Source organism: Saccharothrix saharensis (genome assembly GCF_006716745.1).
Taxonomy (GTDB): Bacteria; Actinomycetota; Actinomycetes; order Mycobacteriales; family Pseudonocardiaceae; genus Actinosynnema; species Actinosynnema saharense.
This window is the reverse complement of the sequence record NZ_VFPP01000001.1, coordinates 8678535-8699335: the sequence shown is the minus strand read 5'-3', so window position 1 is coordinate 8699335 and position 20801 is coordinate 8678535. Positions and strand designations below refer to the sequence as shown.

18 protein-coding genes are annotated in these 20801 nt (G+C 71.2%); 17 read left to right on the top strand and 1 reads right to left on the bottom strand.

The window, feature by feature from the left end; genetic code table 11:
• Nucleotides 1-12: 12 nt before the first annotated feature.
• From pepN to FHX81_RS39175, 17 genes are all read left to right on the top strand, one after another.
• Nucleotides 13-2484 (top strand): aminopeptidase N, encoded by a 2472-nt coding sequence (pepN, locus tag FHX81_RS39255; RefSeq protein ID WP_141983492.1) that lies wholly within the window; start codon nt 13-15, stop codon nt 2482-2484.
• Nucleotides 2481-3479 (top strand): NAD(P)/FAD-dependent oxidoreductase, encoded by a 999-nt coding sequence (locus tag FHX81_RS39250; protein WP_141983491.1) that lies wholly within the window; start codon nt 2481-2483, stop codon nt 3477-3479. The genes pepN and FHX81_RS39250 overlap by 4 nt, the downstream gene beginning before the upstream one ends.
• Nucleotides 3476-4000, top strand: a complete 525-nt coding sequence (locus FHX81_RS39245; RefSeq protein WP_141983490.1) for a VOC family protein — start codon at nt 3476-3478, stop codon at nt 3998-4000. Before FHX81_RS39250 ends, FHX81_RS39245 begins: the two co-directional genes overlap by 4 nt.
• A gap of 210 nt (nt 4001-4210) precedes the next feature.
• A complete protein-coding gene (locus tag FHX81_RS39240; RefSeq protein WP_141983489.1) occupies nt 4211-5245 on the top strand; it encodes a 3-oxoacyl-[acyl-carrier-protein] synthase III C-terminal domain-containing protein in 1035 nt (344 codons plus the stop codon).
• Nucleotides 5245-7086 (top strand): HAD-IIIC family phosphatase, encoded by a 1842-nt coding sequence (locus tag FHX81_RS39235; RefSeq protein WP_141983488.1) that lies wholly within the window; start codon nt 5245-5247, stop codon nt 7084-7086. Before FHX81_RS39240 ends, FHX81_RS39235 begins: the two co-directional genes overlap by 1 nt.
• Nucleotides 7083-7319: an acyl carrier protein gene (locus FHX81_RS39230; RefSeq protein WP_141983487.1), complete on the top strand. Its 237-nt coding sequence runs from the start codon at nt 7083-7085 to the stop codon at nt 7317-7319. The genes FHX81_RS39235 and FHX81_RS39230 overlap by 4 nt, the downstream gene beginning before the upstream one ends.
• 160 nt (nt 7320-7479) lie before the next feature.
• Nucleotides 7480-8802: a lysine N(6)-hydroxylase/L-ornithine N(5)-oxygenase family protein gene (locus tag FHX81_RS39225; RefSeq protein WP_141983486.1), complete on the top strand. Its 1323-nt coding sequence runs from the start codon at nt 7480-7482 to the stop codon at nt 8800-8802.
• Nucleotides 8803-8824: 22 nt separating this feature from the next.
• Entirely contained in the window at nt 8825-9196 is a 372-nt protein-coding gene (locus FHX81_RS39220) for a cupin domain-containing protein (RefSeq protein ID WP_211363705.1), read from the top strand.
• Nucleotides 9193-10824, top strand: coding sequence for a class I tRNA ligase family protein (locus FHX81_RS39215; protein WP_141983485.1), 1632 nt, complete (start codon nt 9193-9195; stop codon nt 10822-10824). Before FHX81_RS39220 ends, FHX81_RS39215 begins: the two co-directional genes overlap by 4 nt.
• A 12-nt stretch (nt 10825-10836) precedes the next feature.
• Entirely contained in the window at nt 10837-12078 is a 1242-nt protein-coding gene (locus FHX81_RS39210; protein ID WP_141983484.1) for an ATP-grasp domain-containing protein, read from the top strand.
• A gap of 92 nt (nt 12079-12170) precedes the next feature.
• A complete protein-coding gene (ddaH, locus tag FHX81_RS39205) occupies nt 12171-12989 on the top strand; it encodes a dimethylargininase (protein ID WP_425473905.1) in 819 nt (272 codons plus the stop codon).
• Entirely contained in the window at nt 12986-13333 is a 348-nt protein-coding gene (locus tag FHX81_RS39200; RefSeq protein ID WP_141983483.1) for an avidin-fold protein, read from the top strand. The genes ddaH and FHX81_RS39200 overlap by 4 nt, the downstream gene beginning before the upstream one ends.
• Nucleotides 13334-13360: 27 nt before the next feature.
• A complete protein-coding gene (locus FHX81_RS39195; RefSeq protein ID WP_141983482.1) occupies nt 13361-15160 on the top strand; it encodes an ABC transporter substrate-binding protein in 1800 nt (599 codons plus the stop codon).
• Between the two features lie 66 nt (nt 15161-15226).
• Nucleotides 15227-16546, top strand: a complete 1320-nt coding sequence (locus tag FHX81_RS39190; protein WP_141983481.1) for a cation:proton antiporter — start codon at nt 15227-15229, stop codon at nt 16544-16546.
• Nucleotides 16543-17787 (top strand): ATP-grasp domain-containing protein, encoded by a 1245-nt coding sequence (locus FHX81_RS39185; protein WP_141983480.1) that lies wholly within the window; start codon nt 16543-16545, stop codon nt 17785-17787. The genes FHX81_RS39190 and FHX81_RS39185 overlap by 4 nt, the downstream gene beginning before the upstream one ends.
• The gene (locus FHX81_RS39180) at nt 17787-19007 is read left to right on the top strand and encodes an MFS transporter (RefSeq protein ID WP_141983479.1); all 1221 of its coding nucleotides are present in this window, start codon (nt 17787-17789) and stop codon (nt 19005-19007) included. Before FHX81_RS39185 ends, FHX81_RS39180 begins: the two co-directional genes overlap by 1 nt.
• Nucleotides 19000-19449: a hypothetical protein gene (locus tag FHX81_RS39175; RefSeq protein WP_141983478.1), complete on the top strand. Its 450-nt coding sequence runs from the start codon at nt 19000-19002 to the stop codon at nt 19447-19449. Before FHX81_RS39180 ends, FHX81_RS39175 begins: the two co-directional genes overlap by 8 nt.
• Nucleotides 19450-19501: 52 nt before the next feature.
• Here the strand turns inward: FHX81_RS39175 and FHX81_RS39170 are convergent, their stop codons facing one another.
• Nucleotides 19502-20722, bottom strand: a complete 1221-nt coding sequence (locus tag FHX81_RS39170; RefSeq protein WP_141983477.1) for an MFS transporter — start codon at nt 20720-20722, stop codon at nt 19502-19504.
• Between the last annotated feature and the right edge of the window lie 79 nt (nt 20723-20801).

The window sequence follows — 20801 nt, the reverse complement described above, 5'->3', positions numbered from 1 at the left end:
AGGGGTCGCCGCATGGCCAGTTTGACTCGTTCCGAGGCCGCCGCCCGGGGTGCATTGTTGGAGATCCGCTCAAATGCCGTGGACCTGGATCTGACCGGCGACGGAAAACTATTTCGATCGATCACGAAGGTGGATTTCACCGCCGTCGCGGGCGGCACGACGTTCGTGGACGTCAAGCCGGAGGTGCTGCTCGAAGCCCGGCTCAACGGCCGTGAGCTGGACGTGTCCTCGCTGGTGGACGGCCGGTTGCCGCTCACCGGCCTGGCCGCGGACAACGAGCTCGTCGTGGTCGCGGACATGGCCTACTCGCGGGAGTCCAAGGGCCTGCACCGCTACGTCGACCCGGCCGACGACCGCGTCTACGTGTACGGAGCGGTGTTCCTCGACCACGCTCCGCGCATCTTCGCGTGCTTCGACCAGCCCGACCTCAAGGCGCCGTTCACGTTCGACGTCACCGTCCCCGAGGACTGGACGGTCCTCGGGACCGGTGCGGCCACCGAGGTCTCGCCCGGTCGGTGGCGGGTCGAGCAAGCCGTGGCGCAGGCGACGTACCTCACCACGGTCGTCGCCGGGCCCTACGCGTCGTTCGAAACCGTGCACGACGGCGTGCCGCTGGGGGTGCACTGCCGGCGGTCGGTCGCCGAGGCGCTGGAAACCGACATCCAGGAGATCTTCGACGTCACGGCCCAGTGCCTGGACGAGTTCCACCGGCTGTTCGGCGTGCGCTACCCGTTCGGCCGGTTCGACCAGGTCTTCGCGCCGGAGTTCAGCTACCTGTCGCTGGACCACCCCGGCTGCGTGCTGCTCAAGGAGCTGTACCTGTTCCGCACGCCGGCACCGCGCAGCGAGCACGAGACTCGCGCGGTGGTCATCGCGCACGGCCTGTCGCTGATGTGGTGGGCCGGCCTGGTGACCAACAAGTGGTGGGACGACCTGTGGCTGGGCCAGGCGTTCGCGGACTACCTGGCGCACCGGGTGCCCAGCGAGGTCACCGAGTTCACCGGTCCGCTGACCACGTTCTCCGCCCGGCGCAAGGGACAGGCCTACACCGCCGACCAGCGGCCGTCCACGCACCCGGTGTGGATCGACGGCGCGGACGCGATGTCGGCGCTGCTGGACCTGGACCGGATCTCCTACTTCAAGGGCTCCTCGGCGCTGCGCCAGCTCGCGCACCACATCGGCGACGACGCGATGCGCGAGGCGCTGCGAATCTTCTTCGCCCGGCACGCCTACGGCGCCGCCACGTTCGCCGACTTCAACGCGGCGATCGGCGAGGCCGTCGGCCGGGACATGACCGACTGGGCGGACCGCTGGCTGGGCACCGCCAACGTCACCACGCTGGCACCGGACTTCACCGTCGCCGACGGCGTGATCACGTCGTTCGCCGTGACGCAGACCGCGCCCGGGTCGCACCCCACGCTGCGACCGCACACCATCGACATCGGCCTGTACGGCGACACGCACGAGACCGTCCGCGTGACCGTCGACGGTGCCCGGACCGAGGTGCCGGAGCTGGTGGGCCGCGAAGCGCCGCGGTTCCTGCTGCTCAACGAGAACGACCTGACCTACGCCAAGATCCGCTACGACGACGCTTCGCGCCGGGCGCTGCCCGAGGTGCTGCCCTCGTTGGCGCCGATCGACCGGGCGATGGTGTGGGCGCAGCTGTTGCAGGGCGTGGTCGACGGTGCGGTGCCCGCGACCGAGCACCTGGAGCTGGTGACGCGAATGCTCGGCTACGAGACCGAGCTCTCGATCGTGATCGAGGTGCTCGAGCAGGCCCGCATCGACGTGGCCGACCGGCTGCTGGACCCCGAGCTGCGGCCCGGCCTGCTCAAGGCCGTGGCGGACGCGGCGCGGGACCGCTTGGCGGGTGTCGCGCCGGGCGACGAGCTCGGCCTGGCGCTGATGCGCGGCCTGGTCGAGTTCACCTCGGACACCTCGGAGCTGCGCGGCTGGCTGGACGGCGTGCCGCTGCCGGCGGGCCTGGAGCTCGACAGCGACCTGGCGTGGCGGGTGCGGTACCGGCTCGCGGTGCTCGGCGCGTTCACCGAGGCCGAGATCGACCAGGCCTACGAGGCCGACCGCAGCACGCACACCGAGCAGTTCGCGGTGAAGGCGCGCGCGGCGATCCCCACCACCGAGGCCAAGGAGTCCGCGTGGCGCACGATCACCACCGACGCGGAGCTGTCGAGCTACCGGCTGTGGGCCACCGCCGAGGGGTTCTGGCAGCCCGAGCAGCGTGAGCTGACCGCGCCGTACGTGACCCGGTTCTTCGCCGAGATCGCGGACGTGGCCCGGCTGCGCGAGGACAAGGTGCTGGACACGCTCGTGCTGTGGCTCTACCCGCGCTACGCGGCGGACCCGTCGACGCTCGCGGCGGCCGACGAGCTGTTCGCCCGCGACGACCTGCCGCTGCCGCTGCGCCGGCGTGGCGCCGACCTGACCGACGACCTGCGCCGCGCCGTGCACGCGAGGCGGGGGTGAGAGCCGCGGTGGTCGGGGGCGGCGTCGCCGGCGCCACCCTGGCCTGGCGGCTGCGGACCGCCGGCGTCGACGTCACCGCGTACGCACCGGAGGCCGAGGACGCCTCGGGCGCGTCCGGCGGTCTGGTGCGCGGGTTCGAGGTCGACGCGGACGCGTCGCGGGCCGCGGCCGAGTCGCTGGCCGAACTGCGGTCCGACGAGCGGGTGCGCGACTGGGCGGGTTACCGGGAGACCGGGTCGGTGTACGTGACGGCCAAGGACGTCACGCCCTCGGTGGACTCCGTCGAGGACGTGCTGCCCGGCTCGGCGTCCGTTGTGGACGCCGCCGGGCTGGCGCGGCGCTTCGGCTTCCGCGACCTGACCGCGGACGCGGTCGGCGTCGTGGAGCGGCACGCCGGTCACTTCTCCCCCGCCCGGTTCCGCGAGCACGCGCTGCGGTGGCTGGCCGGGCACGGCGGCGATGTCCGGACCGAGCGGGTGACCGAAGTGTCGGCGGGTGCGGTGGTGCGCACCCCCGGTGGCACCACCGGGTTCGACGCGGTGGTCGTGGCGGCCGGCGCGTGGACGCCGCGGCTGGTCGGCGGTGAGCCGCTGCGCTCCAAGCAGATCCAGTACGGCCTGTACCGACTGCCGATCCCGTGCCCGGTGTCGTTCGTGGACGACCGGACCGGCCTGTACGGCCGCCCGGCGGGTGACGGCGCGTTCCTGCTGGGGCTGGGCTGCGACCGCTGGGACGTGGACCCGGACGGCGTGACGCCGGACCACGACCTGGCGGCGCGGGTGCTCGACACGGCGCGCCGCCGGTTCGGCGTCACGGGGGGTGCCGGGACGGCGGACCGGGTGGTGGCGTCGTTCGACTGCTACCGCTCCCCCGCCGGCCTGCGCCTGGTGCGCGTCGGCGCCGGCGTGTTCACCTTCACCGGCGGCAGCGGCGGTGCGGCGAAGACCGTGTTGGCCGCCAGCCGTCGCGCGGCGGAGGAGCTGGTGGCGGCATGATCCTCGGGATCGACCACGTCGGCCTGCTCACCGCGGACCCCGAGGGCGTGGGGGCGCTGCTCGCCGTGCTCGGCCTGTCCAAGGTGGAGGGCGGTGTCGCGGGGGACTACGGCGTCTCGTGCGACTTCTGGCAGGTGGGCACGGACCTCGCGGCGCCCGCCGTGGAGGTGGTCGCACCGGTTCGGGAAGACTCCGCGGTGGCCGGGCGACTGGCCCGCGGACCCGGCCTGTACCACATCGCGTTCGAAGTGGACGACCTGGCAGCGGAAGCCGCACGGCTGCGGGCGAGCGGTTTCGCGCCGGTGGACGCCGAGCCGTGCCGGGGTGCGCGGGCGGGGATGGCGGTGCAGTACCTGTACGCGCCCAAGCCCGCCGGCGTGCTGGTGGAGCTCGTGCGCTACGACACCGCGCGCCGCGCGCCGATGGACGCCATCAGGAATTCCGATGAGTACGCCGGAGAAACGCGGTTAGGGAATATTGCATCCCGGCCGCCGGCGGGAAATAATTACCGGACAGAGTAGCCCACGAGCGATCCGACCGACTGGGGCTCATCGAGGTCGGGTCACTCCTCTTCCAGCAACTATGCAGGTCAGCGCGCTTCGGACGTCAGGGGTGACGACCGCCGCGCACATTCTCAGATTCCTCTCAAACCATTTCCGCAGGCCTCGGACGATTTTCTCCGGGCATGCCGGTCAACCGCGCCGAAAAGAAGCCACAGGACAGGAGTGCTCATGGCCAGCCAGCTCGTCGAGTTCGGGGTCGCGGGCTTCGGGTACGCCACCGGCGAGGACCGGGACGTCGCGCAGACGGCCGGTGACTACGTCGGCGACCCGGAACGCGTGATCCGCTGGGGCTACCACACGTTCCACCGCGCGCCGGACGGCGTGACCGCGACGGACCTGGCGGCGCTCGCCGGGCAGGACGCGCTGGACCGCCTCGGTCTGGGGCCCAACGACATCGACCTCGTCGTGGTGGCCGCGTCCGAAGTGCCGGACTACCACCACTGGGACACCTCGGCCGCCGTCGCGCGCCGGCTGAAGGTGGAGGGCACGACGCAGGCGATGCTGCTCAACGAGGGCTGTGCGTGCGGCGTCACGGGCCTGGGCTACGTGGCCGGGCAGCTCGCGCTCCAGCCGGAGCTGAACACCGTGCTGTTCATCGCGGTCAACCGGGTCAGCGAGTTCCACCGCAACCGGATGAACGTCAACAACGCCGTGCACAGCGACGGCGCGGTCGCCGCCGTGCTCAAGCGCGGCCACGGGAGCGTGCAGTGGCTGGCCACGGACCAGTTCGTGGACCCGGACCTGTCGGACTTCTTCCGCACGGAGGTCGGCGGCGCGGTCAACCCGGTGCCGTTCGACGGCTGGACGGCCAAGGACGCGCCTCCCGGGCACGCCCGCATCCAGGCCCACTTCGACAAGGACCCGGCGAAGCTGCGCGAGTTCGTCGCGACGCTGAACCAGCGCATCACCGACACCGTCGACAACGCGCTGCACCGCGCGGGCCTGACCCGCGACGACCTCAAGCACGTCATCTACATCAACGACTCCGCCGACACCATCGAGGAGGTCGCGGAGCCGTTCGGCGTCACCGTCGAGCACACCAACGCCGAGCTGTCGCTCAGCCACGGCCACATGGGCGCGGCGGACCAGCTGTTCTGCCTGGGCGAGCACATCGAGCGCGGTGACGTCCAGCCCGGTGACGTGGTGGCGCTGTGCGGCATCTCCATCGGCATGCGCTGGTACTGCACGTTGGTGCGGATCTGATGAGCGACCGGCCGGACCTGGTGGAGTCGTTGCGCGCGGCCGTGTCGGAGGGCCGCGCGCCGGAGCCCGCCGACCTGACGCGGCTGGCGCGCGTGTCCGACCCGCTCGTGCTGCGCAAGGCGGGCAAGCTGCTGGCCCGCCTGGAGGAGGCCGAGGGCCTGCGGCCGCTGCGCGTGTCGCTGCTAGCGACGTGCACGATCGGTTCCTACGAGCAGATCCTGCGGGCGAGCCTGGTCTCGGCGGGCCTGCTGCCGGAGCTGGTGCCCGGACCGTACGGGATGTTCGAGCTCACCCTGGCCACCGAGCCGTTCGACGGCGTGGACTTGGTCGCGCTGCTGCTGGACGAGTCGTACTTCCTGCCGCAGGACTGGACGCCGACCGACGTCGACGGCCTGGCCGAGCACCTCGAAGCCCGGCTGGACGACCTGCGCGGGCTGGTGCTGTCCGCGGTGGAGCGGTCCACCGCGACCGTGCTGCTGCACACCGTGCCGCTGCCCGGGCAGGTGCGGGACTCGGTGATCAGCTGGCGGGCCCGGGCCGCGCTGGCCAAGGCGTGGGCGAAGCTGAACGAGGGACTGCTGGACCTGGCCGGGCAGCACCGCCAGGTGGCCGTGACCGACCTGGTGACGGTGCTCGCGGACTCGCCGTTCGCGGCGCGGGACGACCGGCTGCACCGCTACGGCGACCTGCCCTACACCGACGGCGCGCTGTACCTGCTGGCCCGTGAGGTGCGGCGGTTCGCCCAGGCGCGCAGCGGCCTGTCCCGCAAGGTGCTGGCGCTGGACCTGGACAACACCCTGTGGGGTGGCGTGCTGGGCGAGGTCGGCGCTGAGGGCGTCCAGCTCGGCGGCCTGTACCCGGGCAACGCCTACCGCGAGGTGCAGCGCACCGCGAGCCGGCTGCGCGACCAGGGCGTGGTGCTGGTGCTGGCCAGCAAGAACGACGCCGACCTGGTCGACGAGGCGTTGACCGCGCACCCGGAAGTCCTGCTGCGGCCGGAGGCGTTCTCCGCCAAGGCGGTCAACTGGTCGCCCAAGGCGGGCAACCTGCGGGAGGCGGCATCGACCCTGGGTCTCGCCATCGGCTCGTTCGTGTTCCTGGACGACTCGCCGTTCGAACGCGGCCACGTCGAGGAGGAGCTGCCCGAGGTGGTGGTGCTGCCCTCCGACGGCGACCCCGCGCACATCGTGCGGACCCTGCTGGAGCAGGGCTGGTTCGACGTCGCCGAGCTGACCGAGACCGACCTGGCCCGGCCCGAGCTGTACCGCAGCCGGGCGCTGCGCAACGACTTCGCGGGCGGCTTCGGCTCGTCGGAGGACTACCTGCACGCGCTGGGCGTGCGGCTGGCCGTCGAAGAGGCCGACGGCTTCTCGGTGGCGCGCGTCGCGCAGCTGGCCGCCCGCACCAACCAGTTCAACCTGACCGGCCTGCGGTTCGACGAGGCCGAGACCGCGCGCCGGATCGCCGCCGAGGACCACCTGGTCGTCACGTTCGCGGTGGCCGACCGGTTCGGCGACGAGGGCGTGATCGGCGCGGCGTGGGTCGACCGCGGCGGTGCCGAGTGGCACGTGGACAACCTCGTGCTCAGCTGCCGGGTGCTGGGTCGGGGCGTGGAGCTGGCGATCGCCGCGTGGCTCGCGGGTCGTGCGCACGCCGCCGGCGCCACCACCCTGCGCGGCCGGTACGTGCCGTCGAAGAAGAACGGCATGGCGAGCGCCTTCTGGACCAACGCCGGTTTCGCCGACGAGGGCGACGGCGCGTACGCGCTGGCCCTGGGCACCGGGCTGCCCGAGGTGCCCGCCTGGATCAACCTGCTGGAAGGGAACGAGGTAGTCCGATGACCGAGACCGCGGTGGAGCAGTCGGTGCTGGGGATCCTGGCGGGCGCGCTCGACGTGACCGTCGACGCGTTGCGCGAGGAACCGGTGCTGGCCCGGCACGAGTGGGACAGCATCAGCTCGCTGGACGCCCTGGCCCAGCTGGAGAACCGGCTGAACGTCAACCTGGACCTGCGCGCGTTCCACGCCGCGCGGACCGTCGAGGACGTCGTGGCGCTGGTGCGCCCCGCCTCCTGACCTTCCCGATCGGGGCGCCGACGCGCCCGACCTCCTACCGACGCCGGGGGCGCACCCCGTCCCCGGCGGCCGAACCGGGCCGCGCACCAGCGCCCGGTCCGCAAGTCCCGCACGTCGGCACCGCCGCCGCGGCGCCGCCCGACAACGCTTGGAGACTGCGTTGGACCACCAGGATGTAGAACTGCTCGCCATCGGCGCGGGTCCGGCGAACCTGGCCCTGGCCGTGGCGCTGGAAGAGCTCAACCCCGACCTCGCCGAACGGACCCTCGTCACCGAGCAGCACGACGACATCGTCTGGCAGCGCGGGATGCTGCTGCCGTGGTCGCGCAGCCAGGTGTCCTTCCTCAAGGACCTGGTGACCCTGCGGAACCCCACCAGCCCGTACTCGTTCGTGAACTACCTGCACTCGACCGGCCGGCTGGACGAGTTCATCAACCTCGGCACGTTCACGCCCTACCGCCTGGAGATCTCGGGCTACCTGGCGTGGGTGGCGCGGTCGCTGACCAAGGTCCGGCTGCAGCACGGCAGGCGCGCGGTGGCCGTCGAGCCGCAGCGCGACCAGACCGGCTCGGTGGACCGGTGGCTGGTGCGGTTCGCCGACGGCGGCACGGTGTCGTGCGCGACGCTCGTCATCGGCGTCGGCCGCGACCCGCACCTGCCGACGGAGTTCGCCGCGCTGCCCCGCGAGCGCGTGGTGCACAGCACCGAGTTCGTCAACCGGATCGGCGCGCTGGACCCGCAGGGCGAGCACCGCATCGTCGTGGTCGGCGGCGCGCAGAGCGCCGCGGAGATGCTGTGGCAGGCGCACGAGAGCTTCCCGCGCGCCACGGTGACCATGGTGATGCGCTCGATCGGCCTGAACGGCTACGAGAGCAGCAAGTTCACCAACGAGCTGTTCTACCCGTCCTACGTGGACAAGTTCAACGAAGCGCAGCCGGACGCGCGGGCGCAGCTGCTGCGGGAGATGCACCGCACCAACTACGCGGGCCTGTCACCCGCCATGCTGGACAATCTCTACAACACGATGTACCTGGAGAAGCTGACCGGCACCCAGCGGCTGTCGATGATCACGATGGCCGAGGTCGTGGACTCCGCGCTGGTGGACGACGAGGTCGTGCTGACCCTGTTGGACCGCCGCACGGGCGAGCGCAGCGAGCTGCGCTGCGACCGGGTGATGCTCGGCACCGGCTTCGACAAGCGGATGCCGACCCTGGTCCGCGCCATGGCCGCCGAAGTCGGCCAGGAGGACTTCACCGTCACCCGCAACTACCGCCTCGAACTGCCCGAGGCGGTGTCCGCCCGGGTGTACCTCCAGGGCGTCAACGAGGCCACGCACGGCATCGCGGACTCGCTGATCAGCGTCCTGGCGATCCGGGCCGCGGAGATCGTGGGCGACTTGGTCGACACGGCGGTGCCCGTCGTGCCCCAGCAGGTCGCCGAGCAGGTCACCGAGCTGTTCGCCGAAGCACCCCAGCCCGCCTGAGTCGGAAGAAGGAGTCGTCGCCATGATGGAGATCCGCCCCCTGGACCGGGACAACCTCAAACCGGACAACGGCCTGGTCGCGCAGCGCCTGATGCCCTGGGACCTGGTGAACGCGCCGTTCGAGGGTTCCTGGTGCGTGGTGCGCCCCGGCGCCGAGTCGGGCGCGCACGGCCACCACGAGTACGAGATCTGGGTCGCCATGACCGGCGAGGCGGAGATCGTGACGCAGGCGGGCACCACCCCGTTCCGGGCCGGTGACGTCGTGCACTTCACCCCGCACGAGAAGCACCAGGTCGTCAACCGCGGCAGCGGTGACTTCCAGTTCTACGCGATCTGGTGGGACGCCGAGCTGGCCGGGAAGTTCGCCGCCCGCCACGAGGGAGCCGCCTCGTGACGACCCGTTCGCGTCCGGCGATCATCGTCGCCGCGACGCCCACGTCCAACGGCGACCTGCACGTCGGTCACATGTCCGGCCCCTACCTGGGCGGTGACGTGTACGCGCGCTACCTGCGCGCCACCGGCCGCCAGGTGCTCTACACCACGTGCACCGACGACAGCCAGAGCTACGTGGTGTCCACCGCCCACCGGCGCGGCCTGGTGCCCGACGAGCTGGTGCGGACGTCGACGGACAAGATCGAGCGCTCGCTGAGCGCCATGGGCACGCTGATGCCCGGTCTGCCGCCGATCGACGACCGGTACCGCGCCACGGTGCTGGAGTTCCTCACCCGGCTGCACGCCGCGGGCCGGTTCCAGCTGCGCAAGGTGCAGCTGCCCTACGCGCGCAACGCGGGCGCGTTCCTCTACGACGGCCTGGTCACCGGCACCTGCCCGTCGTGCCTGTCGGGCAGCTGCGGCGGCGCGTGCGAGAACTGCGGCCACCCGAACAACTTCGACGAGCTGCTCGACCCGAAGTACACCATCGACCCGACCGACCCGGTGGTGCACCGGGAGTGCGAGATCCTCGTGCTGCCGATGGAGGACTACCGCGAGCGGCTGACGTCGTACTACGCGGCCCGCACGCCCCGCTGGCGCCCGCACGCCCGGCAGCTGATCGGCGAGCTGCTGTCCAAGCCGCTGCCCGACATCCCGGTCACGTTCCCCGGCACGTGGGGCATCGCCGCGCCCTTCCCGGAGACGCCGGGGCAGATCGTCTACCCGTGGGTGGAGGCGATGCCCGCCTCCATGTACGCCACGTGGTGGACGGCGACGCAGCTGGGCCGCACCACAGCCGAGGTGGACGAGCTGTGGCGGGCCGAGCACGACGCGGAGCTGGTCTACTTCCACGGCTTCGACAACGTCTACCACTGGGGCCTGGTCGACCTGGTGATGCTGCTGGCCCACGGCGACACGTACACGACGCCGGAGTCCAACGTCTGCAACGAGTTCTACGACCTGGACGGCGAGAAGTTCTCCACCAGCCGCAACCACCTCATCTGGAGCGCGGACCTGCTGGCCGAGGTGCCGCGCGACCTGGTGCGGTTCTACCTGGCGCTGACCGGACCGGAGTTTCAGCGGGCGAACTTCACCCGCGAGTCGCTGCACTCCACCAGCACGCGCCGCCTGGTCACGCCGTGGAACGAGCTGTCCGACGCGATCGCCCTGGCCATGGTCGGGGTGGACGGCACGCGTCCCCTGCCGACCACCGAGGCCGGCCGGTGGCGCGCGGCGACCGTGCTCAAGCGGTTCCGGCTGTGCTACGACCTGCCGGGGTTCAGCATGGGCCGCGCCGCGGAGACCATCGTGACGCAGCTCGGGCGGCTGCGGGCGCTGGCCGACGCGGTGGACCACCGCCGCAACGGCGAGGCGCCCACCCAACCCGGCGACCTGCTGCTGGAGGCGCGCACGCTGCTGGCCTGCGCCGCGCCGATCATGGTCGACGTGGCGGCCGACGTGGCCGCGCAGGGCGTGGACCTGACCATCAGCGACGACATGCCGGCCGAGATCCGGCCGTTCCGGTTCCCGTCGCTGCCCGGCACGCGGTCGCCGTCCGGGCACCACGCGGCGCTCGACGGCGTGAGCTAGGAGGCGACGCACGTGAAGCTGCTGACCATCGAGACCCGCCAGTACCTGCAGTACTACCACTCGCGCTACCAGCAGGTGCAGGACCTGGGCGTGGACCTGTACGTGCTCAACGGCGAGGGCACCGAGGACTTCTGGCCCGCCGACCACTACCGCCTGGTCGGCTCCAAGAACATCGACGACATGATCGCCGCGGCGAAGCAGTGGCACGCCACCGAGGCCTTCGACGGCGTGATGACGTTCTCCGAGGCGGCCGTGGTGGCCGTCGCGGCGATCGCCGAGGCGCTGGGCCTGCCGGGCATCGGCGTCGAGGCGGCGCTCAACAGCCGCAACAAGTACCTGATGCGGCAGGCGCACGAGAAGGCGGGCGCCCCGATCCCGGGGTTCCGGTTCGTCACGACGCTGGACGAGGCCAAGGCGGCGGCCGGCGAGTTCGGCTACCCGGTGATCGTCAAGCCGACGCTGGGCGCGGGCAGCCACTTCGTGTTCCGCTGCGACGACGAGGCCGAGCTGGTCGAGCACTACGACCAGGCCGCGCGCGGCATCGCCGACCTGTTCTGGGCCAACTCCGAGGCCGACGGGATCGACCTGGGCCCCAACGGGCTGCTGGTCGAGTCCTTCCTGGACGGCAAGGAGTACCTGATGGAAGCCGTCGCTTGGGACGGCGAGGTGTACCTCGGGTCGGTGGTGGACCGCATCACCCCCGAGGGCGGGACGTTCGACGACGACGTGCACCACGCGCCGACGTCGATGAGCCCGCAGGACCTGGCCGCGGTGCACGAGGTCGTCACCGCGGGCGCGCTCGCGCAGGGTCTGACCAACAGCGCCATGCACGCCGAGGTCCGCTTCCACCGGGGCAAGCCCTACCTGCTGGAGATCGCGGCCCGGGTGGGTGGCGGCGGGTTGGACATGATCGCCCGGATCACCGCCGGGCACGACCCGATCGCGGCGGTCGCGGCCATCGCCGCGGGACGCCGGCCCGACGTGCGCCACTTCCAGCCCACCGGCACGCACATCACCGCGATGTGCCTGATCTCCGACGCCGGCGTGGTGCGCGAGGTGCGCGTGCCCGAAGAGGTGTCCACATCGGACCGCGTGTTCCTGCTCAAGATCACCGCACGACCCGGCGACCTGATCAAGCGCCCGCCGGACGGCAACACGATCATCGGCTTCCTCGGCACCACCGGCATGTCGGAGGAAGACGCGTTCGCCCTGATGAACGACTACGCCACCAAGATCGAGGTCGATTTTCAGTAGCTCCGCACCAGGCGCCGCCGGTCCCGTCGCGTCACATGTGGCGAACCGGCGGCGCCCCCGCCAAGAGAGGACTCCCCGCCGTGTCCGATCCCCTGCACCGCACTGCCCGCCCACGCCGGTACCTGATGTGCCCGCCCGAGCACTTCGACGTCACCTACTCCATCAACCCGTGGATGCGTCCGGAGAAGCCCACCGACACGTCGATCGCCCTGCTCCAGTGGAGCCGGCTGCGGTCGCTGTACCTGGACCTGGGGCACGAGGTCGAGCTGATCGACCCGGAGCCGGGGCTGCCGGACATGGTGTTCGCCGCGAACGGGGCGACCGTCGTGGACGGGCGGGTGCTCTCGGCGCGGTTCCGCTACCGGCAGCGCGAGGCGGAGGGCCCGGCGTACCTGGAGTGGTTCCGCGGGCACGGCTTCCGCACCCACGAGGCGGTCTGGATCAACGAAGGTGAAGGCGACTACCTGCTGGTGGGCGATCGGATCCTGGCGGGCACGGGCTTCCGCACCGACCCGCGCTCGCACGCGGAGGCGGCCCGGTACTTCCGGCGCGAGGTGGTCACGCTCGACCTGGTGGACCCGCGCTTCTACCACCTGGACACGGCACTGGCGGTGCTGGACGACGACCTGATCATGTACTACCCCGAGGCGTTCTCGACGTGGAGCAGGGGCGTGCTGCGCTCGCTGTACCCCGACGCCGTCATCGCAGGCGACCACGACGCCGAGGTGTTCGGCCTCAACGCCGTCAGCGACGGCAAGCACGTGCTGCTCGCGCAAGAGGCGACGAACCTGGCGGACAAGCTCGCCGACCGCGGGTTCACCCCGATCGGCGTCAACCTCTCCGAACTTCTCAAATCCGGCGGCAGCGCGAAGTGCTGCACGCTCGAACTGCGTGGGGAGCCCGTTCGATGATCAACTACAACGGCAAGCGGTTCCACCCGGTCACCGGCGGTGGTCCCGAGGAGAGCCGGGTCGCCGTGTACCACCAGGAGGGCGACCTGCTGTGGGGTGAGTTCCTCGGCGGCAAGGCCCGTCGCGGCGCGCTCACCGGCACCGCGTCGCCGAACGGCGAACTGGACTTCGCGTACTGCATGGTGCTCGACGACGGCCAGGTCATCTCCGGCCACTGCCGCAGCACGCCGAAGGTGCTGGAGGACGGGCGCATCCGCCTGGACGAGGTGTGGGAGCGCTTCGGCGAGCACGCCGCGTCCGGCGTCTCGGTCATCGAGGAAATCCCCGCCCAGACCACGAACTGACCCGAACCGAGAGGCCGACGAGCAGCCATGACAGCCGCGAGCACCATCACCGCAGGTACCGAGGGCACGCCGCGCAAGGGCGGCGTGGTCACGTGGGCGTGCGCCCCGGGCTTCCCGCCCGCCGTGATCTTCCCGTTCACCCCGGCCGAGCGCATGGGTACCCGCAACATCCTGGAGTTCCAGGCCCTGATGTACCGGACGCTGTACTACTTCGGCAGCGACGGCACCCCGAACGTGGACTACACCCAGAGCATCGGCGAGGAGCCGGTGTGGAGCGAGGACGGCCTGACCGTGCGGGTCAAGGTCAAGCCCTGGAAGTGGTCCAGCGGCGAGACGCTGTCCGCCGACAACGTGCTGTTCTGGGTGAACCTGATGAAGGTCAAGGGCTCGCGCTACGGCGAGTACGTGCCGGGCTACTTCCCGGACAACCTGACCGACTACGGCAAGGTCGCCGAGGACGAGGTGTTCTTCACCTTCGACAAGGTCTACTCCAAGCACTGGGTGCTGTACAACCAGCTCAGCACGATCACGCCGCTGCCCAAGTCGTGGGACCGCACCGCGGCCGGCCCGGCCAACGCCTCCGGTGACCTGGCCGACGTCGAGGCGGTCTACGAGTACCTGATGGCCGAGCAGGGCAACATCGTCGACGAGGGCAACGCCCACCGCACCAAGTGGGCCGACAGCCCCATCTGGAGCGTGGTGAGCGGCCCGTGGCGGCTCAAGAGCTACACGCTGGAGGGCGTGGTCACGTTCGTGCCCAACGAGCACTACTCGGGGCCGAACAAGCCGTACCTGGACGAGTTCCGCCAGGTGCCGACGTTCTCCGACGAGGAGCAGTACGAGATGCTCAAGGCGGGCCCGGACGCCGAGAACGGCATCCAGGTCGGCTACCTGCCGCTCAGCTTCGCCACCGAGCCCGCGGTAGACCCGGTGGTCGGTGGGCCGAACCCGCTGACCGAGTACACGATGCACCCGCAGTCCGCGTTCTGCATCCGCTACATCTCGCTGAACTTCAACAACCCGACCGTGGTCGGCAAGATGTTCGCGCAGACCTACCTCCGCCAGGCGTTGCAGTCCACCCTGGACCAGGACACCGCGGTGCGCGACATCTACCAGGGCTACGCGTACCGGCAGAACGGCCCGGTGCCGATGTACCCGAAGACCGACTACGTCTCGCCGCGCCAGCGCGAGGGCGCGTGGCCGTTGCCGTTCTCGCCGGAGAAGGCGAAGGCGCTGCTGGAGGCCAACGGCTGGGACACCAGCGTCACGCCCGCGGTGTGCGTGCGGCCGGGCACCGGTCCGGGCGAGGCGGGCGCGGGCATCCCCGCCGGCACGAAGCTGTCGATCCTGCTGCGCTACGTCGAGGGCCGCCCCGCGCTGACCCGGGTGATGGAGAACTTCCGCGACGCCGCCGCGCAGGCGGGCATCGAGCTGCGGTTGCAGGAGGTGTACGGCTCGATCCTGGTGGCCGAGGACGCGCCGTGCGAGCCGACCGCCACGACACCGTGCACGTGGGAGATGTGCTGCTGGAACGGCGGCTGGGCCTACCACCACCCGACCGGCGAGATCCTGTTCTCCACCAAGGCGGGCGGCAACTTCGGCTTCTACAGCGACCCGAAGGCCGACGAGCTGATCGAGCGCACCGTCACCAGCGACGACCTGGAAGTGCTCTACGAGTACCAGGACTACATCGCCAACGAGGTGCCGGTGATCTTCACGCCGAACTTCCCGATCCGGCTGTTCGAGGTGGCGAACAGCATCGGCGGCTTCGGTCCGATCAACCCCTACGGGATGATCAACCCGGAGAACTGGTACTACCGCGACTGATCCCCACCCGGCACGGGGTCCGCGAGGACCCCGTGCCCTTCTCAACCGCTCACAGGGGGTTCACCCGTGGTCCTGTCCTCCGCGCCGCCGAGCACCCTCGGCGCGCACTCGTTGCTCGTGTTCCTGGTCCAGGTGGCCGTCCTGCTCGGGGTGGCGCTCGTGCTCGGGCGGCTCGCCGTCCGCATCGGCGTGCCCGCCGTGGTCGGCGAGCTGTCCTCGGGTGTGCTGCTCGGGCCGTCGCTGCTCGGCACGTTCGCCCCGGTCTTCGACGAACCGGCGCAGCTGCACCTGCTCGACGCCGTCGGCCAGATCGGCGTGCTGCTGCTGGTGGGCTTCACCGGGATGCACCTCGACCTCGGGCTGGCCCGCCGCCAGGGCCGGGCCGCCGCCTGGGTCGGTGCCGGCGGCCTGCTCGTGCCGCTGGGGCTCGGCGTGGCGGCGGGGTTCCTGTTACCCGCGACCATGCTCGGCCCGGAGGCGGAACGGCCGGTGTTCGCGCTGTTCATGGGTGTGGCGGTGTGCGTGAGCGCAATCCCGGTGATCGCCAAGGTGCTGCTGGAGATGAACCTGCTGCACCGCGACATCGGGCAGCTGACCATCACCTCGGCCGCCGTGGACGACGTGGTGGGCTGGTCGCTGCTGGCCGTGGTGTCCGGGATGGCCGCCGCCTCCGGGCTGACCGCCGGGCACGTGGCGTGGACGGTGGGCGCGCTGGTGCTGGTGGTCCTGCTCGCGGTGGTCGCGGGACGGCCGGTGACGCGGGGCGCGCTGCGGCTGGCGGAGCGGTCCGGTGACCCCGGCGTGACCGTGGCGGTGGTCGTGCTGCTGGTGATAGCGTTCGCCGCCGGCACCCACGCCCTGGAGCTGGAACCGGTCCTGGGGGCTTTCATGTGCGGCTTGGTCATCTCCTCGGTCGGCGGTGTCGCCCGCGAACCGATGTCCGTGGTCCGCACGTTCGTCATGGGGGTCCTCGCACCGCTGTTCTTCGCCACCGCGGGCTTGCGGATGGACCTCACGGCGCTGCGGCACCCGGCGGTGCTGGGCACGGCCCTGGCCGTGCTGCTGGTGGCCGTGGTGGGCAAGTTCACGGGTGCCTACGCGGGTGCCAGACTGGCCCGGCTCAGCCACTGGCAGGGCCTCGCGCTGGGCGCGGGGCTCAACGCGCGCGGTGTCATCGGCGTGATCGTGGCGCTGGTGGGCCTGAGGTTGGAAGTGCTGACGACCGAGGCTTACACGGTCGTGGTGCTGGTGTCGGTCGTGACGTCGCTGATGGCGCCACCGACGTTGCGGTACGCGGCACGGCGGATCGCCGTGACCGATGAGGAGCGCGAGCGCGAGCGGGCGTTCGGCGGCGTGCAAGCCCTTTCGAGAGTGGAGTCCCGATGAGCAACACCGACCAGCGGCCGCTGCTGCTCGTGGTCGCGACCGGCATGCGGTTGTACCGGGAGTACCTGCTGCGCTCGATCAGCGAGCGGTACCGGGTGCACCTGTTCCTGACCGCCGAACCCGACTGGGAGAAGGAGTACGTGTCCGGGTGGACCGTGCTGCCCTCCACCACGGACGGGCCCGCCATGGCCGCCGCGGCGGCCGGGGTCCACGCCGCGACGCCGTTCGCCGGTGTGCTGTGCTGGGACGAGGTGCGCATCCACGCCACCGCGTTCATCGCGCAGGCCCTGGGGCTGCGCAACGGCGACCCGGCGGTGATCTGGCGCCTGCGCGACAAGGGCGGCACGCGGGCCGCGCTGGAGGCGTCCGACGTGCCGCAGCCCCGGTCGATCCCCGTCAAGACGGTGGACGAGGCGGTCGCGGCGGCGGCCGAGGTCGGCTACCCGGCCATCCTCAAGCCGCGCGGCCTGGGCGCGAGCCTGGGCGTGATCAAGGTGCACGACGAGGCCGAGGTGCGGGCCAACTTCGCGTTCACCGAGGCCGCGCGCGGCCCCGAGCCGGTGGTGTTCGACACCGACCAGCCGATCCTGGTCGAGGAGTTCGTGTCGGGCGAGGAGATCAGCGTCGACTCGGTCGTGCGCGACGGCGTGGTGACGCCCCTGTTCGTCGGCCGCAAGGTCGTGGGCTACCACCCGTACGCCGAGGAGATCGGCCACTTCGTGGACGCCTCGGACCCGCTGCTGGCCGACCCGACCCTGCTGGACGTCGCGCAGCGCACGCACAAGGCGCTGGGCTTCACCGACGGCATCACGCACGCCGAGTACATGCTGACCGCCGACGGGCCCAAGGTCATCGAGGTCAACGGCCGCCTCGGCGGCGACATGATCCCCTACCTGGGGCTGCTGGCCACCGGTGTCGACCCCGGCCTCGTCGCGGCCGGTGCGGCCACCGGCGGTGAGGTCGACGTCGCGCACCGGCACGACCGCGTGGCCGGCATCCGGTTCTTCTACGTCGAGGAGGAGGACACCACGCTCGGTGAGCTGGCGTTCGACTCCGCCAAGCTGCCCGACGGCATCGACCGGGTCGTCACGGTCGCGCAGCCGGGCGCGGTCGTCTCACCGCCGCCCAAGGGCACGGTGTGGGGCCGCATCGCATTCGCCATCGCCACCGGCGCCTCGCGTGACGAGGTCGCCACCCGACTCGACGCGGCCGAGGCCGCGCTGGACGTGAAGAGCTCCTGATGACCACCACGAAGAACACCGACCACGGGATCTGGAAGACGTTCGTCGAATCGCCCCCGGCCGTGAAAGCCGTGCTGGCGGGCGTGTTCGTCAACAAGGTCGGTGGGTTCCTCAACATCTTCCTCGTGCTGTACCTGACCGCGCGGGGTTACTCCGCCGGCGGGGCGGCGACCGCGCTGGGCGTCTACGGCGTCGGCAACGTCGTCGGCGTCCTGGTCGGCGGCGCGCTGGCCGACCGGCTCGGCGCGCGCAACTCCACCGTGCTCAGCATGGGCGGCGCCGCGGTGCTCACCGCCGCGCTGCTCTACCTGCCCAACTACGCCCTGCTGATCGTCGCGGTGGGGCTGCTCGGCGCGATCTCCCAGGTCTACCGGCCCGCGTCGGCGACCCTGCTGTCGGAGCTGACGCCCGACGACCGGCAGGTCATGGTGTTCGCCATGTACCGGTTCGGGCTGAACCTGGGCACGACCGCGGCGCCGCTGATCGGCTTCGCGCTCTACCAGCTCGGCGGGGACAGCTTCCACCTGCTGTTCTGGGGCGAGGCGATCGTCGCGGCGGTCTACGCGCTGGTGGCGTTCCGGGTGCTGCCGGCGCGGACCGGCGTGAAGGAGGCGTCCGGCGAGGCACCCCCGGGCAGCTACGCCGACGTGCTGCGCGACCGCCGCTACCTGGTGTACCTGGCGGCGACGTTCTTCAACGCGGTGGTCTACGTGCAGTACCTGTCGACGTTGCCGCTGGACGTGCAGGCGTCCGGGGTGCCGATCTTCTGGTACACGCTCGCGGTCGCCCTGAACGGCGGCGCGGTCATCCTGTTCGAGCTGGTGGTGACCAAGAAGACGCAGCACATGCGGCCCAAGCTGGTCGTCGGCGTGGCGTACGCGCTGGTCGGCATCGGCGTGGCGGTGTACGCGCTGCCGCTGGGCCCGGCGGTGATCGTCGCCGGCACGCTGATCTGGACGCTGGGTGAGATCATCGGCGGGCCGGTGGTGTTCGCCTACCCGGGCATGGCCGGTCCCGCGCACCTCAAGGGTCGCTACATCGGCAGCTTCCAGTTCGTCTACGGCCTGGGCGCGGCCGTCGGCCCGGTGCTGGGCGGTTTCCTGTTCCTCCAGCTCGGCCACGGCGTCTGGCCGGTGCTGGCCCTGTTCGGGCTGGCGGCGGCCGTCGCCGGGTACGTGTCCACCCGTGACCGGGCCGCGGAGGTCGGCACCGGTGACTGACTTCGACTTCCTCATCGGCCGTTGGTCGATCCACAACCGCAGGCTCACGCGGCGGCTGGTCGGCAGCGACGACTGGGAGGAGTTCACGTCCACCTCCGACGTGCGCCCGATCTTCGGCGGTGCGGGGAACGTGGACGAGATCACGTTCCCCGACGGGACGTCCGGCCTCACCGTGCGGCTGTTCGACCCGGCCACCGGGCGCTGGTCGCTGAACTGGGCGAGCAGCGACTCGGGGGTGTTCTTCCCGCCGCTGCTCGGCTCGTTCAGCGACGGCGTGGGCACGTTCTTCGGCGACGAGGTGCAGGACGGCACACCGGTCCGCATCCGCTTCCTGTGGCACCGCATCACCGGTGACTCGGCGCGGTGGGAGCAGGCCATGTCGGCCGACGGCGAGCGGACGTGGGAGACGAACTGGTACATGGACATCACGCGCCAGGCGTGATCGAGGCGGGAAGCCCCCGTTCCGGCTCCGGGACGGGGGCTTCCTCGTGCGCTCAGGCGGTTGCCGCGTCCGGATCGGGTTGCAGCGCCACCAGCACGACCGCGCCGAGGGTGAGCGCGACGCTGATCAGGATCACCGGCAGGTAGCCGTGCGCGGCGTCGGCGAGGACGGCGCCGAGCTGGCTGCCGACCGCGACGGCGACCATGTGCAGCGCCCACAGCACGCCGATCGCGGTGCCCTTGCGTCCGCGCGGCAGGATCTTCGCGATCCACATCGTGGTGGCGACCACCGTGACGAGGTAGCTGGCGCCGAAGAGCGCGCCGAACACCAGCACGGTGAACTCGGCGGCGAAGAACGGCGCGACCGCCATCGCCAGGGCGCGCAACGCGTAACCGCCGATCAGCGTCGACCGGATCAGGCCCTTGTCGCACAGCCGGCCCGCCACCAGCGACCCGGCGATCTCCAGCCCGCCCAGCAGCACGAACGCCACCGAGCTGGTCACCGGAGCCACGCCGTGGTCGTGCATGTGCGGGAAGAGGTGGACGTCGATGAACGCCATCGTGGTGCCGCAGGCGAAGAACGGCACGATCAAGCCGCGCACCCGCTTGTCGGCGAACGCCATCCGGATGCCCGCCCAGAAGCCGTGCTCGGCGGGCGCGGGCGGGGTCGAGTTCCGGTTGGAGTAGCGCACCAGCAGCAACGACAGCGGCAGCATCACCACCAGGAACACCACGCCGATGCCCAGCAGGATCTGCCGCCACGACGTGACCGCGCCCAGGAACGTCCACAGCGGCACCAGCACCATGAACCCGACCGCCGCGCCGTTGGTCAGCACCGCGTACAGCAACCCGGCGTTGCGGCCCTGGAACAGCTGGTCGGCCAGCACGCCCAGCGGCACGAACGACAGCATCGTGCAGCCGACCGCGCCGAGGATGCCGTAGGTCGGGACGAACACCCGGATGTCGGTGGCCACCGCGCACACCACCAGCACCACGCCGGTGATGCCCGCGCCGATCGCCAGCACCGGCACCGCGCCGATCCGGTCGGCCAGGTGCCCCACCGCGGACGAGGCGAGCGCCGTCACGACGGCGAACAGCGTCGTGCCGATCGCGAGCGTGCCGCGGCTGACGTCGAAGTCGTCCGCGATCGGCAGGAACAGCACCTGCACCGTGGACTTCATCGACGAGCCCGCCATGGAGATGACGAAGCTGACGGTCGTGGCGAACACCGCGAACGCGGTGATGCCGGTCGCGACCTTGGGCAGGGTGCTCATTGTTCTCCAGATCCGCTTCGCGGCACCGTCCCCCGGCGCTCATCCATGCTGCCACGCGCCCCTGGGCTGCGAGAACACC